The following is a 16,423-nucleotide window of genomic DNA, read 5'->3' on the forward strand; positions in this document are numbered from 1 at the left end:
TGATGATCAGTCCGGGAGCGTGTACGTCACCCGCAGGTTGTGAACCTCTTCGGCGCTGAGCAGCTCGATGGTGCCGGCGAGTCCGATCAGATCGCCCGTGCCGGAGCCGGGGACGATCTCCCAGTCCAGTTTCTGTCCGGCGGACGTCATTCGTCCGAGCTGGGCGAGCGCGAAGGTGCCTGCACGACCGTCGAGCGAGCCTGACACGACCTCGAGCGCAACGTAGCCGGCCGCTCCCAGACGCGGGTCCCCCGCGGACAGCATCACTCCGTCACTGGTCCCGCGGATGGCGCCCGTCCAGTCCTTCGTCATGTCGAATCGTCCCGTCTCCGCAACGATGCCGGGAGCAGGGGTGAGGGTGATGGTGAACTGGGCCTCGACGGTGCGTTCTTCGCTCATTTCGCGAGAGTAGCGCGCGGGTCCGACATTGAGAGGTCGGCTGGTTCGACGTTCGGCGAAATTCTGGATACTCGTTCGGAGGAAGGGCGTACGCTGTGGCCACACTGTTCGTCCGTGCGGTCGCGCGGGTGCACCGAGGAGGCAAGATGATCGACTGCCCGCTGTGCGAGATCACCGACGGTGCCCACGCATCTTCTGTGCTCGCCAATCGCCCCTATGCCTGTGCGGTGGTGGATGAGAATGCACCCGCACCGGGCCGCGTCATCGTCGTGCCGCGGCCGCATGTGAGTCGGATCTCCGAACTCTCCGATGCCCAGGCGACAGAGCTGATGATGCTCGCCCGAGACGTTGCGGTGGCCCTCGAAGACGGCAACATCGCCCTCGAGGGGGTCGTCGCCGAGGCTGGCAATGACAACATCGACGAGGAGAGTCACCTGCGCATCACCGTCATCCCGCGGATGAGCAGCGGCGCCAGCGAGCGGCAGCACGTCATCTCTGACGATGCGCTCGAGGCACTGCGGCGGGCGCTCGCCTGAGGTCAGTGCGCTCGGCTGAGGTCAGTGCGGAGGCGTGCGCTCGGCTGAGGCCAGGGTGGGCGCTGAGCAGGGTGCTTACTCGAGTGGGTTCTGGAGCACTCAGCGGAGAACGCTGAGCGTGCCGGCGGCGTCCAACCTCAGAAGCTGTGTGGTCACCGGCTTGGAGGCGGCCTGGGCGAACAGCTCAGTGGCGTAGCCCTGCAGCGCGGCGACGGTTTCCGTGTCGTCGGCGCTGCACAGCAGCACGTGGATTCGCGTGGGGACGGCCACCGCGAGGTCTCCCGGAATGTCGACGGCTGCGCGCCAGCGCGCGGGGGCGAGGAGGGTCGAGGCCGTGAGATCCATTTCGTCGGGAACGGTCAGCCGGTAGCGCCCGCTCCCTCCCTCGACCTCGATGTCACCGCGACGGGCGAGGTTGGACAGCGCGCGTTCGTGGAGTGATGCCGCGTCACCGTAAGCGGGCACCTCGTCGATGTTCACGATCTCCCACGATGGGCCTGGGTCGATGGCGTAGGTGACGTAGACCTCACCTGTGAGCGGCTGGGCGAACGGATGCTGCCCGGCCGGGAAGTCCGGGATCTGGGCGAGCTTCGCCGCGGTCGCATCCTTCCAGCTCTGTCCGGACAGCATCGGGACGACGAGGTCCGCGGGAGCAGCGGGCGGGGCCGGTTCCGCGGTCTTCTTGTTCCGGAAGCGCCAACCCATGAGATTCCCCTCAATCGCCGCGGTCGGGCCCGCGACACGTGGGGTCGACGGTAGCAGAGCGATCGTCATCGCTCCGGGTGCGGCATTGCACCCCGCATGGTCTGCGCATGCCTGTCTCCGACGGACGAGTGAGCTGCGGGGAAGTTTGGGCTGGAGCCACCGCGCGGCGTACCGACGGCCTGCCCGTTGGTCGTCTCAGTCGCCCCGGCGAGGCGGCGATGTGGCGGAGCGGCGGAGCGGCGATGTGGCGATGTAGCGATGCGGCGATGTGGCGGGGCGGCGGGGTCGGCACACCTGCGCGACGCAGTCAGACGGGCTGACCCGGCCGGACGGTCGCGACTCGGTCGGATGAGCGTGACGCAGCCAAACGGCTCCGATCCGGTCAGACGGGCGTGACCGTGTCGGACTTCGCCGACGGAGTGTTGGTCGAGACGGGCCCGGCTCCCGGGCGCTGCCGGTGGGCACCGCGTCGGCGGATCAGCGTGATGACGACGGCGACGAGGGCGAGCACAATGGCTGGCAGCAGCGATCCGGCGGCCAGCACAAGGAGGCCTGCGCTCAGCACGGACGCGACGATCGCCGTCCACCATCCGAGGCTCCAGCGATCGAGGATGCGCACGGCCGCGATCATCCCCAGCACATAGATCGCCGTCATGCTCGAGGTGTGCACCAGCACGAACGGCGCGAGATTCAGTCCGCTCACGAGGACAAGAGTGAAGTACCCCACCATCACGACCGCCGTGAGTGCGAGCGCACGACGGGGCACCGCGCCGGCCCCAGCCCCGGTGCTGAACCAGCGCGGCAGGTCGCCGTTCTCGGCCAGCGAGGCACCCAGCTTGGCGAAGGCAGCCAGGTAGGCATTGAGGACGCCCAGTGCCACGATCGCGCCGATGACCCCCACCGCGATGCGCGCCAGAGGGGAATCGGCGAGCGCGGCCAGGTCCAGCAGAGGTGCGGCGCTGGTGCCGGCCGCCGTGCCGAGTGCCCCGACCGTGATGACCTGGAGCACCAGGTAGCAGGCGCCGGAGAGGATCAGCGTGACCGCGGTTCCGATGAGGACAGCGCGGCGGGGATTGCGGAACTCACCCGAAATGTGCGTACCCACCTCCCAGCCCGCGAAGGCCCAGACATAGAGGACGACGGCCGTTCCCACACCGCCGAGCCCGTGCGGCAGAAACGGCGTGAAATTCTGCGGCTCTACGGCAGGTGCCGCGGCCCACACGACGGTGACGACCACTCCGATGAGGAGCGCGGTGAGCACCAGCTGGATCCCGCCGGCCATGCGCACCCCGAAGGCGTTCACGCCGAGCGGGACGACGAGGAAGGCGAACGCGAGCCAGGGGACGGCGTTCGCGTCGATGCCCGCCGTAAGCGCGACGTACTGCGCACCGAGTACGGCGACCACCGGCCCGCCGGCGGCGACGCCGAACATGAACCAGTAGCCCGTCATGCGCGCCGCGGTCGGCCCCAGCGCGCGTCGCACATAGCTGGCGACGCCACCCGGATCGGGGTAGCGCGCCGCGAGTGCGGCGAAGGTCCCGGCCAGAGGGATCGCGAGCAGGATGACAGCGGCGACGGCGAGGATCGATCCGGGGCCGGCGGCTTCAGCGGCCAGCGCGGGCAGCGCCAGCAGTCCGGTGCCGAGCACCGAGGCCACGTACAGGGCGATGCCTTCGGCCAGACCGATGCGGCCGTCTCGGGTGCGTGCGCTCACCCCTCCATCGTGTCGCTGCCCACCGACATTCGTCGTCGCAGATCCCGTCACCCATCCCCCGGATCCTGCCATTGTCGTCAGTTGCGGGTCCTCGGAGGCATGGAGCCGGTATTTCGCGGGTCTGCGGGGCGCCAGGGCGCCGGGGCTTGACCCGGGGCTTTGGGCGCGAGGCAGACTCTGCTGTCGTGAGTAGATGATCATGCGGCGAACGGAGGAGCGATCGGGGGTTTTGGTCATGGTTTGGGCGCACGTTCCTTATTTCGCCGCAGGACGTGCGCCTGGTCAGGGGCCTGAAGAGGTGCGTTGTCCGCGGCATCACCGCCTGGCCGGCAGGGACGGCGACCTGAGTCAATGAACAGGCGGCGACTGCACGGGCGAACCTGAGTTTCGTCGTGGCTAGACGCATGTTCCTCGTTTCACCGCAGGACGTCCGCCTTGCCACGGTCTGAACCTGTGCGGTGTCTGAGGCATCGACTCCCGGGCGACAGGGACAGTGTCGTGAGTTGATGATCATGCGGCGACGGCGTGAGCGAACCCGCGTGTTGGTCATGCCTTGAACGCATTCTCCTGGTTTCACCGCACGTCCTGGCGACGGTGTCGTCGCGCTGCCACCAAGCGGAAGCAGCGGAAGCCGAGGCCTCTGCGGTGACGCGGATCCCACCGCGGCGAGCGTCGTAGGGTGAAGGCATGACTGCGCTCGCGGTGGATCTGAACGCCGATCTCGGCGAGACCGTCGACGGCGTGGCCACGGCTGACGACGCCGCGATGTTCCGGCTGGTGAGCAGCGCGAACATCGCCTGCGGCGGTCATGCCGGTGACGATGTTTCGATGCGGGCATCGGTCGCCCTCGCTCGCGAGCACGGCGTGACGATCGGAGCGCATCCGTCGTATCCCGACCGGGCCGGATTCGGGCGCACGCGCCAGCAGCTTGCGTCGTCCGAGCTTCGTGCTTCGATTCGTGATCAGCTGAACGCGCTCGTGTCCGCCGGCGCGGACGTCCGATACGTGAAGCCACACGGCGCGCTGTACAACGAGATCGTGCACGATGCAGCCCAAGCAGCGGACGTCGCGGCGGCGATCGCGGACCTCTCGACTCGGCTCGGGCGTGCGGTGCCGGTGCTCGGCCTGCACGGCGAGATTCGCCACGCTGCAGACGCCGCTGGTCTACCGTTCTTCGCCGAGGCCTTCTTGGATCGCGGCTATCGGGCCGACGGCACGCTCGTGCCTCGTGGTGCTCCCGGAGACCTGTTGCACGATCCCGCAGAGGTCGCTGATCGTGCCGTGGAGATGGTCACGACGGGGTCGGTCGTCGCGGTGGACGGCAGTCGAATCACGATGCAACCGGCGTCACTGTGCGTGCACGGCGACACCCCGGCGGCGGTGGAGATGGCACGCGCCGTTCGCGCCGCGCTGACCGATGCGGGTGTCGTGATCCGCGCTCCCTGGCAGCCATGATGGCGCTGGTCGTGCGCACGTTCGGTCCCGCAGCCGTGCTGATCGAGACAGCGGATGTGCTGGCGCTGCAGGCGGCATTGGGCGCTCCACCTGCGGGAGTCACGGACATCGTCCCCGCCGCGGAGACGGTGTTGGTGTGCTTCGATCCGTCGAGCATCGCGCTGTCGGCTGTGCGTGCCTGGATCGATCGCGCGGTCACGCACCCCTCTCACGTCGATGAGGCAGAGGCCTCGCCTCTCATCGAGATCGGTGTGCACTACGACGGCCCCGACCTGGTCGCCGCATCTCGCGCGTCGGGTGTCTCGGTGACGACGCTGATCGATGACCATCAGCACGCGCACTGGCGGGTGGCGTTCACAGGGTTCGCGCCCGGGTTCGGCTACCTCGTCGCCGATGACTGGCCACACCGACTGCCGCGGCTGGCCGCGCCGCGCATCCGCGTGCCGGCCGGCTCGGTCGCGCTCGCGGACGGCTTCAGTGGCGTGTATCCGCGAGCGACACCGGGCGGATGGCAGTTGATCGGAACCACGGATGTCGTGCTGTTCGACCCCGAGCGCACACCTCCCGCGCTCCTCTCGCCGGGCGCGCGCGTGCGGTTTCGGGAGGTGTCATGAGCCTGCGGGTCGAGGCGGTGGGTCCCGGAACGACGGTGCAGGATCTGGGGCGCTCCGGGCTGCGTGCGATCGGTGTCGGCTCGTCTGGCGCGATGGATCGCGCGTCGCATCGGATCGCCCAGCGTCTCGTCGGCAATCGCGAGTCGGCCGCGGGAATCGAGGTGCCGCTCGGAGGACTGCGCCTGCGGGCGACGCGTGATCACTGGATCGCGGTGACCGGAGCGGAGACACCCGTGACCGTCGGTTCCCACCCCGCGGATCTCTGGCGACCGCACCTGCTGCGTGCCGGCGATGTTCTCGAACTCGGTTTCGCGACTCGTGGCATCCGCGCCTATGTCGCTGTGCGAGGCGGGTTGGCGATGACGCCGGTGCTGGGCTCGCGCTCTCGGGACACTCTCGCGGGGCTGGGGCCGGAGCCGCTGCGGGTCGGTGACGAACTCGCCGTCGGGCGCACCACGCTTCCGCTGCATCTCGTGGACATCGCCCCGTGGCGCGTGCCGGGCGACCACGTGGACGCACGGGTGGTGCCGGGTCCTCGCCGCGACATGCTCGTGCCGGAAGCCTGGGATCTGTTGACGGGGGAGACGTGGACAGCCTCGTCCGCGGCGGATCGAGTGGGCGCACGACTCGAGGGACCGCTGCTGCGTCATCGTGGCACGACCGAACTGCCGAGCGAAGGCATGATCCCGGGTGCGATCCAGGTACCGCCGTCCGGTGTGCCCACGATTCTGCTCGCCGACGGTCCGGTGACGGGCGGCTACCCCGTGATCGGTGTGGTCCTGGATCTCGACGCGATCGGACAGCTGCGCCCCGGCGCCACCCTCCGCCTCCGAGGCTGACCGCACAGGTTCATCGTGTTCAACGAGCATCAGCGTCTGGTGCGATTCACTGATCCTCGTGGTGTCTGCGGCGCGTTTCTGGCTGAGGTCACCGACCCGGACGGTCGCTCCCCGCAGATCCATGCGGAAGCCTGAGGAGCACTGGTCTCAGCAGATGCTGTATCCGCCCGGATCTGGTGCCGAAGTTGAGACCGATCGCCGCCCTGGTCTCAGTTCCGGCGTGGGAGGAGTGGCGAAACTACAGATTCTGAGACCGGCACGGGGGCGCGGCGTTCCGGCTCTTATTCCGAGGTTCGGGGGCCACGGCGCTGCCGGTAGGCTCGGGCCCATGACGGCGACGGTGCTCGGCATCCGCGTCACCGACGCCCAACTGGCGCGGTGGCGAGGGTGGGTGATGCCTCCCGTGCAGCCGTTTCTGCTCACCGCGGCAGAGGCGCAGTCGGTGAAGCGAGTCGCGCGCTCGCGTCGGCTCACACCCGAGCTGCGCGACACATTCCAGCTTTACGCGCTTCCGGGGACCGGCGTCTCCGCCGCGGAGGTCGAATCGTCCGGGGATCAGGATCAGGGCGACGACGTACACGCCGCCGACGACGCCGCACCACACTCGGCTCCGGACGTCGCGCGCCGTCCTGCCCCGATCGAAGCCGGGGGTGCCGGTGAGCCGCAGCGCACGTCGCTGATCTGGCTCGACCGGCGTGGTGCGCGCCTTCTCAGCCCGAAGGCGCGAGCGGCGCAGCCGACGAAGCATCGCTGGCCCGGAAAGCACCCGGAACGCAGCCGCGAGCGCGACACGGCACGGACCATCCGCTGGATCGAGGACGGCTTGCCGGCGTCCCAGCACAGTGAGGTGTCGGAAGCCACCTGGCGTCGCGCGCGGGCCGTTCTCCCCGAGGCGCGTCGGATCGCGGGACGATTTCCTGCTCGAAGCGGGCCAAACTGCTTCGGGATGGTGATGGGGGCCGCCGGCGCGGACGGAGCCGAGAAGGCCTGGATGCAGCGGGAATCCTTCGAACGCTGGTTGCGTGAGACGACCATCACGGGCGGCAACGACGACAACCCCGGCACGGTTCTCGTCTGGCGCGGCATCGACGGCGCTGCCGAACACGCGGCGATCACCCTCGGCGACGGGTGGCTGCTGAACAAGGCAACACAGTCCTGGTGCGCTCCCGTCACCGTGTTGCCGGTGCGCGAGGGGATCAACGCGTCGCGAGCTCCTGGGCGGCGACTGGAACGGCACACCATCGCGTGACGAGGCTCTGCGTCTCGCCGCGCTCGCTCGGGAACCACCCTTCGTCTCGCTGCGCGTTGCTGAGCGCTCTTCGTCTTGCTGCGCGTTGCTGAGCGCTCTTCGTCTTGCTGCGCGTTGCTGAGCGCTCTTCGTCTCCCTGCGCGTTGCTCAGCGCCCTTCGTCCGGTCCCGAGCTCCTCGTTCAGCACCCGCACAGGCACGACGAAGTGCGCTCAGACCCTGGGAAACTCGTCGATAAACTCGATACGTGGAACTCGCGCGGCTCGCTAACGGATCATCCATCGCCTTCGAACGCGTCGGTGACGCGGCGGGGGAGCCGGTCATCGTCCTGCCCGGCGGTCCGTGCCGCGGGCCGGAGTACATCGGAGATCTGGCGGGCCTCGGCGACGTGCGGCCGCTCATCGTCGTGCACTTCCGCGGCACCACCGCGAGCGCCGACGCATCGCCCGGCTGGTGGCTGGAAAGCGATGCGGTCATCGCGATCCTCGATCACCTCGGACTCGATGAGGCCGACATCCTCGGTCACTCCGCCGGCACCCGCGTCGCCCTGGCGACGATGACGCGCCACCCCGGCCGCATCCGCCGTGCCGCGCTCGTCACCCCCGCTGCCTCCTGGCTCACCGGCACCCAGCATGACATCGCGGAGATCGCCGCTCGGCGCGCTGATCCGATCATCGATCATGCCCTGACCGCGCCCACGGATCTCCCCGACACCGAAGCCGAATTCCAGGGGGTGCTGCAGCAGGAGGCGCCGCTCGGCTACGCGCACTGGACCGCGCTGGAGCAGCAGCACGCCCGGGTCGGCACCACCACGCGCGCGGCGACGCTCGGCTGGTTCTCGACGATTCCCGACGATGCGCCCGCGCAGATCCTCGCGGCAGACCTTCCGCCGCTGCTCGTGGTCGCCGCCGCGGAGGACATGCTCAGCGGCGTGCGCCCCACGCTCGCCTACGCCGAAGCGCTCGGCGCGAAGCAGGCATGGATCGCCGACTGCGGACACTACCCGTGGATCGAACGCCCCGAGGAATTCCGGACGATCCTCAACGGTTGGATGACGCAGGGCTGACTCCGCGCGTGGTTATACACCGAGTCTCAGCAACCTTCAAGCATCAACGCTGGACGTGTCGCTGATCCGTGTGTATCGTGGGTAGTTGCGCTCGCATCCCCCTGCCCTCATATGGTGGTCGGCTGTTTCCGTGTCTCCGATCGTGAGGTCGGCTCGGATTTCGGGGATGTACGCGAGCGAGAAATCTCACGACAAGGAATCACGAGGCCCGGCCGGGGCCCATGGAGGTCATTCCCTTGGCAGCTGCGAGCAACGCATCCACCAACCCCAAGAACGGCCGCGCTCACAAGCGCGTCTCGTTCGCCAAGATCACCGACACGCTGACCGTCCCCGACCTGCTCGCGCTGCAGGTCGAGTCGTTCGACTGGCTCGTCGGTAACGAGACCTGGAAGGCACGCGTCGCGCAGGCGCAGGCCGAGGGACGCACCGACGTCCCCGAGATCAGCGGTCTGGAGGAGATTTTCGAGGAGATCTCGCCGATCGAGGACCTCAGCGAGACCATGCAGCTCTCGTTCACGAACCCGTACCTCGAGCCTGAGAAGTACTCGATCGAGGAGTGCAAGGAGCGCGGCAAGACGTACGCGGCTCCGCTGTACGTCGAGGCCGAGTTCATGAACCACCAGACCGGTGAGATCAAGACCCAGACGGTCTTCATGGGCGACTTCCCGCTCCAGACCGGCAAGGGCACGTTCATCATCAACGGCACCGAGCGTGTCGTCGTGTCCCAGCTGGTGCGTTCGCCGGGTGTCTACTTCGACAAGACCCCCGACAAGACGTCCGACAAGGACATCGTCTCCGCTCGCGTCATTCCGTCGCGCGGTGCCTGGCTCGAGTTCGAGATCGACAAGCGCGACCAGGTGGGCGTGCGCATCGACCGCAAGCGCAAGCAGTCGGTCACCGTCTTCCTCAAGGCGCTGGGTCTGACCAGCGAGGACATCCTCGCCGAGTTCGCCGGCTTCCCCTCCATCGAGGAGACCCTGTCGAAGGACACCATCCTCACCAAGGAAGACGCGCTCCGCGACATCTACCGCAAGCTCCGTCCGGGCGAGCAGGTTGCCGCTGAGGCCGCCCGCGCGCTGCTGGACAACTTCTACTTCAACCCGAAGCGCTACGACCTGGCCAAGGTCGGTCGCTACAAGGTGAACCAGAAGCTGGGCCTGGACGCGGCACTGACCGAGTCGGTGCTGACGGTCGAGGACATCGTCGCGACCATCAAGTACCTGGTGCGCCTGCACGCCGGTGAGACCTCTTACCAGGGCGTCCGCAGCGGCAAGCCGGCCGAGATCCGCATCGACATCGATGACATCGACAACTTCGGCAACCGTCGCATCCGCGCGGTCGGCGAGCTCATCCAGAACCAGGTCCGCACGGGTCTGTCCCGCATGGAGCGCGTCGTTCGCGAGCGCATGACCACGCAGGACATCGAGGCCATCACGCCGCAGACCCTGATCAACGTGCGCCCCGTCGTCGCGGCGATCAAGGAGTTCTTCGGAACTTCGCAGCTGTCGCAGTTCATGGACCAGAACAACCCGCTCGCGGGTCTGACTCACAAGCGCCGTCTGTCGGCGCTGGGTCCCGGTGGTCTGTCGCGTGAGCGCGCAGGCGTCGAGGTCCGTGACGTTCACCCGTCGCACTACGGCCGCATGTGCCCGATCGAGACGCCGGAAGGCCCGAACATCGGTCTGATCGGTTCGCTGGCATCGTTCGCGCGCATCAACGCGTTCGGCTTCATCGAGACCCCGTACCGTCGTGTCATCGACAGCAAGGTGTCCGAGACGATCGACTACCTCACCGCCGCCGAAGAGCAGGACTACATCGTCGCGCAGGCCAACGCTGTCCTGAACAAGGACGGTTCCTTCGCCGACGAGCGCGTTCTCGCCCGTCGCGGCAAGGGTGGCGAGGTCGACCTGTTCCCGCGCGATGAGATCGGCTACATGGATGTCTCGCCGCGCCAGATGGTGTCGGTCGCGACGTCGCTGATCCCGTTCCTCGAGCACGACGACGCGAACCGCGCCCTCATGGGTGCCAACATGCAGCGTCAGGCTGTGCCGCTGCTGCGTTCGGACTCGCCGCTGGTGGGTACCGGTATGGAGGGCTACACGGCCATCGACGCCGGTGACGTCGTCACCGCGCAGAAGGCCGGTGTGGTCTCCGAGGTCTCCGCAGACCGCGTCACGGTTCAGCTGGACGAGGGCGGCACGCAGGACTACTACCTGCGCAAGTTCGACCGCTCCAACCAGGGCACGTCCTACAACCAGCGTGTGATCGTCAACGCCGGTGAGCGCGTCGAGGTCGGCGAGGTCATCGCCGACGGCCCCTCGACCGACAACGGCGAGCTCGCCCTCGGTAAGAACCTCCTCGTCGGCTTCATGACGTGGGAAGGTTTCAACTACGAGGACGCGATCATCCTGAACCAGGACCTGGTGAAGGAAGACACCCTCTCCTCGATCCACATCGAGGAGTACGAGGTCGACGCCCGCGACACCAAGCTCGGCAAGGAGGAGATCACCCGTGACCTCCCCAACGTCAGCCCGGAGCTGCTGAAGGACCTGGACGAGCGCGGCATCATCCGCATCGGCGCCGAGGTCCGCCCCGGCGACATCCTGGTCGGCAAGGTCACCCCGAAGGGTGAGACCGAGCTCTCGGCCGAGGAGCGTCTGCTCCGCGCGATCTTCAACGAGAAGAGCCGCGAGGTCCGCGACACGTCGCTGAAGGTGCCCCACGGTGAGCAGGGAACCATCATCGCGGTCAAGGAGTTCAACGCGGAGGACGGCGACGACGAGCTCGGCTCGGGCGTCAACCGTCGCGTCGTGGTCTACATCGCCCAGAAGCGCAAGATCACCGCGGGTGACAAGCTCTCCGGCCGTCACGGCAACAAGGGCGTCATCTCGCGCATCCTGCCGGTGGAGGACATGCCGTTCCTCGCCGACGGAACGCCGCTGGACATCATCCTCAACCCGCTCGGAATCCCGGGTCGGATGAACTTCGGCCAGGTGCTCGAGGTTCACCTCGGCTGGATCGCCAAGCAGGGCTGGAAGGTCGACGGCAACCCGGAGTGGGCGAAGCTCCTGCCGGCCGAGGCGCGCGAAGCGGCTCCCGGCACGAAGGTGGCCACCCCGGTGTTCGACGGTGCGCACGAGGAGGAGATCTCGGGTCTGCTCGACTCGACGTTCCCCACGCGTGACGGCGAGCGCCTGATCGACCACACCGGCAAGACCACGCTGTACGACGGCCGCTCCGGCGAGCCGTTCCCGGCGCCGATCTCGGTGGGCTACATGTACATCCTGAAGCTGCACCACCTGGTGGACGACAAGATCCACGCGCGTTCGACGGGTCCCTACTCGATGATCACGCAGCAGCCCCTCGGTGGTAAGGCGCAGTTCGGTGGACAGCGCTTCGGTGAGATGGAGGTGTGGGCCCTCGAGGCCTACGGTGCGGCATACGCGCTCCAGGAGCTCCTCACGATCAAGTCCGACGACATCCTCGGCCGCGTCAAGGTGTACGAGGCGATCGTCAAGGGCGAGAACATCCAGGAGCCCGGCATCCCCGAGTCCTTCAAGGTGCTCATGAAGGAGATGCAGTCGCTCTGCCTGAACGTCGAGGTGCTCAACGCTGACGGCCAGCCCGTCAACCTGCGCGACACCGACGACGAGGCATTCCGCGCTGCGGAAGAGCTCGGCATCAACATCTCAAGCCGCTTCGAGAACGTTTCGGTTGAAGAGATCTGACCTCGGTCGGATCTCTCACCACCACAAGATTTTAAGAATCGACACAGGAGAACACGTGATCGACGCCACCACATTCGATTCAATTCGTATCGGCCTGGCCACCGCTGACGACATCCGTCAGTGGTCGCACGGCGAGGTCAAGAAGCCCGAGACGATCAACTACCGCACCCTGAAGCCCGAGAAGGACGGTCTGTTCGGTGAGCAGATCTTCGGCCCTTCCCGTGACTGGGAGTGCGCCTGCGGCAAGTACAAGCGCGTCCGCTTCAAGGGCATCATCTGCGAGCGCTGCGGCGTGGAGGTCACCAAGAGCTCCGTCCGTCGCGAGCGCATGGGCCACATCGAGCTCGCCGCACCCGTCACCCACATCTGGTACTTCAAGGGCGTCCCGTCGCGCCTCGGCTACCTGCTGGACATGGCGCCGAAGGACCTCGAGAAGGTCATCTACTTCGCCGCGTACATGGTCATCTCGGTGGACGAGGATGCGCGTCACCGCGACCTCGCAACCCAGGAGGGCAACATCCGCCTCGAGCTGAAGGCTCTGGCGGACCGTCGCGACTCGAAGATCGCCGACCGCCTGCGCAAGCTGGAGGAGGAGCTCGCCGCTCTCGAGGCGGAGGGTGCCAAGGCCGACCAGAAGAAGAAGGTCAAGGACGCCGCCGAGAAGGAGATGTCGCTGACCCGCAAGGGCACCGACGAGGCGATCGCCAAGCTGGAGCGCGTGTGGGAGGACTTCCGCACGCTGTCCGTCGGCGACCTGAAGGCGGAAGACGATGTCTTCCACGAGCTGCAGGACCGCTTCGGTCAGTACTTCCAGGCCTACATGGGCGCGGAGTCCATCAAGAAGCGCCTGGAGGCGTTCGATCTGGCCGGTGAGGCCGAGTCGCTGCGCCTGCAGATCTCCGAGGGCAAGGGCCAGCGCAAGATCCGTGCGATCAAGCGCCTGAAGGTCGTCTCCTCCTTCCTGGTCACGGGCATGTCCCCGGCCTCGATGGTGCTCGACGTCGTCCCGGTGATTCCGCCGGAGCTGCGTCCGATGGTGCAGCTGGACGGTGGTCGTTTCGCGACCTCCGACCTCAACGACCTGTACCGTCGCGTGATCAACCGCAACAACCGCCTCCGTCGCCTGATCGACCTCGGTGCCCCCGAGATCATCGTCAACAACGAGAAGCGCATGCTGCAGGAGGCCGTCGACGCACTGTTCGACAACGGCCGCCGCGGTCGCCCCGTCACCGGTACCGGCAACCGTGCCCTGAAGTCCCTCAGCGACATGCTGAAGGGCAAGCAGGGTCGTTTCCGCCAGAACCTGCTCGGAAAGCGCGTCGACTACTCGGGCCGTTCGGTCATCATCGTCGGCCCGCAGCTGAAGCTGCACCAGTGTGGTCTGCCCAAGCAGATGGCGCTGGAGCTGTTCAAGCCGTTCGTCATCAAGCGCCTGATCGACCTCGGTCACTCGCAGAACATCAAGGCCGCCAAGCGCGCCGTGGAGCGTACGCGCCCCGAGGTGTGGGACGTGCTCGAGGAGATCATCCGCGAGCGTCCCGTGCTGCTGAACCGCGCCCCCACCCTGCACCGTCTGGGCATCCAGGCCTTCGAGCCGCAGCTCGTCGAGGGTAAGGCCATCCAGCTGCACCCGCTCGTGTGCGCCGCGTTCAACGCCGACTTCGACGGTGACCAGATGGCTGTGCACCTGCCGCTGTCGGTGGAGGCTCAGGCCGAAGCCCGCATGCTCATGCTGGCCTCGAACAACATCCTCAAGCCGTCCGACGGTCGTCCGGTCACCCTGCCCTCGCAGGACATGATCATCGGCCTGCACCACCTGACCACGGTCAAGGAGGGTGCACTCGGTGAGGGTCGCGCGTTCGGTTCGGTCGCCGAGGCGATCATGGCGAAGGACGAGGGAACCCTCGACCTGCAGGCCAAGGTCCGCATCCGCATCCCGGGTCTGACGTTCCTCGAGGGCGATGGCCCCGAGGGCTACGAGAACCACGGCCTCGTCGACGCCTCGCTCGGTCAGGTCACCTTCAACGACACGCTGCCGAAGGGCTACCCCTTCGTCCGCGAGCAGGCCGACAAGGGCAAGCTGTCGCAGATCGTGAATAAGCTGGCGGAGGAGTACCCCAAGGTCGAGGTCGCAGCGGCGCTGGACCGGATCAAGGACGCCGGCTTCTACTGGGCTACCCGTTCGGGTGTGACGGTCGCGCTCAGCGATGTCCTCACCCCGCCGAACAAGGCCGAGATCATCTCGAAGTACGAGAAGCTCGCCTCGAAGGTGCAGGCTCAGTACGAGAAGGGTCTCGTCACCGACACCGAGCGTCGTCAGGAGCAGATCAAGATCTGGACCGAGGCGACCGACGAGGTGCAGGTGGCGATGCGTGCCAACTTCCCCGAGGACAACACCATCAACCGCATGGTGTCGTCGGGTGCTCGTGGTAACTGGCTGCAGATCCGTAACATCGCTGGTATCCGAGGCCTGGTGAACAACACCAAGGGTGAGATCATGCCGCGTCCGATCATCTCCTCGTACCGCGAGGGTCTGTCGGTCGCCGAGTACTTCACCGCAACGCACGGTGCCCGCAAGGGTCTGGCCGACACCGCTCTACGTACCGCCGACTCGGGTTACCTGACTCGTCGTCTGGTGGACGTCTCGCAGGATGTCATCATCCGCGAAGAGGACTGCGGCACGAGCAAGGGTCTGGACTACGTCATCGCGAAGGCGGACTCGACGGGCACCCTGGTGCGCGACGAGAACGTCGAGAACTCGGTGTTCGCCCGTACCCTCGCCGTCGACGTGGTCGACCCCTCGGGTGCGGTCATCGCCACGGCCGGTGAGGACGTCGGTGACGTGCTCATCGACAAGCTGATCGAGTCCGGTGTCGAGAACATCAAGGTCCGTTCGGTGATGACCTGCGACTCCGCCGTCGGCGTGTGCGCGCAGTGCTACGGCCGTTCGCTGGCCTCCGGCAAGATCGTGGACATCGGTGAGGCCGTCGGCATCATCGCGGCCCAGTCGATCGGTGAGCCCGGTACCCAGCTGACGATGCGTACCTTCCACACCGGTGGTTCCGCGTCTGCTGACGACATCACCCAGGGTCTGCCGCGTGTGCAGGAGCTCTTCGAGGCTCGTACTCCGAAGGGTGCTTCCCCGATCGCCGAGGCGACCGGTCGGATCACCATCGAGGAGACCGAGAAGCAGAAGAAGGTCATCCTGACGCCCGACAACGGTGACGAGCCGTACGTCTACCCGGTCCTGAAGCGTGCCACGCTCCTGGTCGAGGACGGACAGCACATCGAGGTCGGTCAGGCGCTTCAGGTCGGCACGCTCGACCCGAAGGAGGTCATGCGCGTCCAGGGTGCCCGTGCCGCGCAGAAGTACCTCGTCGGTGGCGTGCAGGGCGTGTACCGCTCGCAGGGTGTGCCGATCCACGACAAGCACATCGAGGTCATCGTGCGCCAGATGCTGCGCAAGGTCACCGTCGTCGATCACGCCGACACCGACTTCCTGCCCGGTGAGATGGTCGACACCCGTCGCTACCAGGACATCAACCGTGCGGCCGTGTCCGAGGGCAAGCGCCCCGCGTCGGGTCGTCCGGAGCTGATGGGTATCACGAAGGCGTCGCTCGCGACCGAGTCGTGGCTGTCGGCCGCTTCCTTCCAGGAGACCACCCGCGTTCTCACGCAGGCGGCCATGGAGGGCAAGAGCGACCCGCTCGTCGGCCTCAAGGAGAACGTCATCATCGGTAAGCTCATCCCCGCCGGAACCGGACTTGCGAAGTACCGCAACGTCGTGGTCGAGGCGACGGAAGAAGCGAAGAGCGAGCGGTACCCCAACCGCATCTTTGCGTCGGACGGCGCGTACTCGGGCGATGACCTGAGCTACGTCGACTTCGACAGCTTCTCGACGGACGACAACTTCACCACGCCCGGTACCTACAACTGAGCGTGATGTGATCCGCAGGCCCTCGGCTCCCGCCGGGGGCCTGCGGCGTTTCCGGCATGTCCCGTCGAGAAACCCAAGCAAGTCCGAGAAACCCCGCGTTGCAGGGTGTTTCGGACTTGCTTGGGTTTCTCGCGTGTGGGGCCTCAGTGTGCGTGAGGGGGTGGGGGAGCGTAGCGTGGGGG

Annotated in this window: 11 protein-coding genes; 8 read left to right on the forward strand and 3 right to left on the reverse strand. The window is 67.1% G+C overall.

Going from position 1 to position 16,423, the window contains the following annotated elements; genetic code table 11:
* Positions 1 to 6: 6 nt before the first annotated feature.
* The gene (locus ACI3KU_RS04720; protein ID WP_404921133.1) at positions 7 to 399 is read right to left on the reverse strand and encodes a DUF3224 domain-containing protein; all 393 of its coding nucleotides are present in this window, start codon (positions 397 to 399) and stop codon (positions 7 to 9) included.
* 95 nt (positions 400 to 494) lie between these two features.
* Here ACI3KU_RS04720 and ACI3KU_RS04725 point away from each other — a divergent pair, with 95 nt between their 5' ends.
* Positions 495 to 935: an HIT family protein gene (locus ACI3KU_RS04725; RefSeq protein WP_404921134.1), complete on the forward strand. Its 441-nt coding sequence runs from the start codon at positions 495 to 497 to the stop codon at positions 933 to 935.
* Between the two features lie 99 nt (positions 936 to 1,034).
* Here ACI3KU_RS04725 and ACI3KU_RS04730 read toward each other — a convergent pair whose 3' ends face one another.
* Complete coding sequence (locus ACI3KU_RS04730) at positions 1,035 to 1,640, reverse strand: hypothetical protein (RefSeq protein ID WP_404921136.1); 606 nt, start codon at positions 1,638 to 1,640, stop codon at positions 1,035 to 1,037.
* A gap of 382 nt (positions 1,641 to 2,022) precedes the next feature.
* Positions 2,023 to 3,354: an APC family permease gene (locus ACI3KU_RS04735; RefSeq protein ID WP_404921137.1), complete on the reverse strand. Its 1,332-nt coding sequence runs from the start codon at positions 3,352 to 3,354 to the stop codon at positions 2,023 to 2,025.
* Between the two features lie 687 nt (positions 3,355 to 4,041).
* Here ACI3KU_RS04735 and ACI3KU_RS04740 point away from each other — a divergent pair.
* The 7 genes from ACI3KU_RS04740 to rpoC all read left to right on the forward strand — a co-directional run bounded on the left by ACI3KU_RS04740 (position 4,042) and on the right by rpoC (position 16,241).
* Positions 4,042 to 4,809 (forward strand): LamB/YcsF family protein, encoded by a 768-nt coding sequence (locus tag ACI3KU_RS04740; RefSeq protein WP_404921138.1) that lies wholly within the window; start codon positions 4,042 to 4,044, stop codon positions 4,807 to 4,809.
* Positions 4,806 to 5,423, forward strand: a complete 618-nt coding sequence (locus ACI3KU_RS04745) for an allophanate hydrolase subunit 1 (protein ID WP_404921139.1) — start codon at positions 4,806 to 4,808, stop codon at positions 5,421 to 5,423. Before ACI3KU_RS04740 ends, ACI3KU_RS04745 begins: the two co-directional genes overlap by 4 nt.
* On the forward strand, positions 5,420 to 6,262 hold the full coding sequence (locus ACI3KU_RS04750) for a biotin-dependent carboxyltransferase family protein (RefSeq protein ID WP_404921140.1): 843 nt from the start codon (positions 5,420 to 5,422) through the stop codon (positions 6,260 to 6,262). The genes ACI3KU_RS04745 and ACI3KU_RS04750 overlap by 4 nt, the downstream gene beginning before the upstream one ends.
* Positions 6,263 to 6,590: 328 nt before the next feature.
* On the forward strand, positions 6,591 to 7,511 hold the full coding sequence (locus tag ACI3KU_RS04755; RefSeq protein ID WP_404921141.1) for a hypothetical protein: 921 nt from the start codon (positions 6,591 to 6,593) through the stop codon (positions 7,509 to 7,511).
* A gap of 246 nt (positions 7,512 to 7,757) precedes the next feature.
* Positions 7,758 to 8,576, forward strand: a complete 819-nt coding sequence (locus ACI3KU_RS04760) for an alpha/beta fold hydrolase (protein ID WP_404921142.1) — start codon at positions 7,758 to 7,760, stop codon at positions 8,574 to 8,576.
* 236 nt (positions 8,577 to 8,812) lie between these two features.
* Positions 8,813 to 12,304, forward strand: a complete 3,492-nt coding sequence (locus tag ACI3KU_RS04765) for a DNA-directed RNA polymerase subunit beta (protein ID WP_404921143.1) — start codon at positions 8,813 to 8,815, stop codon at positions 12,302 to 12,304.
* 55 nt (positions 12,305 to 12,359) lie between these two features.
* Positions 12,360 to 16,241, forward strand: coding sequence for a DNA-directed RNA polymerase subunit beta' (gene rpoC / locus ACI3KU_RS04770; RefSeq protein ID WP_404921144.1), 3,882 nt, complete (start codon positions 12,360 to 12,362; stop codon positions 16,239 to 16,241).
* Positions 16,242 to 16,423 lie beyond the last annotated feature (182 nt).

The sequence above is a fragment of the Microbacterium sp. ZW T5_56 genome (genome assembly GCF_044987425.1).
GTDB lineage: Bacteria > Actinomycetota > Actinomycetes > Actinomycetales > Microbacteriaceae > Microbacterium.

Bases quoted from the DNA above. Each gene is read 5' to 3' on its own strand.
- ACI3KU_RS04740 (WP_404921138.1), top strand. From the start codon at position 4,042: ATGACTGCGCTCGCGGTGGATCTGAACGCCGATCTCGGCGAGACCGTC.
- ACI3KU_RS04745 (WP_404921139.1), top strand. From the start codon at position 4,806: ATGATGGCGCTGGTCGTGCGCACGTTCGGTCCCGCAGCCGTGCTGATC.
- ACI3KU_RS04755 (WP_404921141.1), top strand. From the start codon at position 6,591: ATGACGGCGACGGTGCTCGGCATCCGCGTCACCGACGCCCAACTGGCG.
- ACI3KU_RS04730 (WP_404921136.1), bottom strand. From the start codon at position 1,640: ATGGGTTGGCGCTTCCGGAACAAGAAGACCGCGGAACCGGCCCCGCCC.
- ACI3KU_RS04750 (WP_404921140.1), top strand. From the start codon at position 5,420: ATGAGCCTGCGGGTCGAGGCGGTGGGTCCCGGAACGACGGTGCAGGAT.
- ACI3KU_RS04720 (WP_404921133.1), bottom strand. From the start codon at position 399: ATGAGCGAAGAACGCACCGTCGAGGCCCAGTTCACCATCACCCTCACC.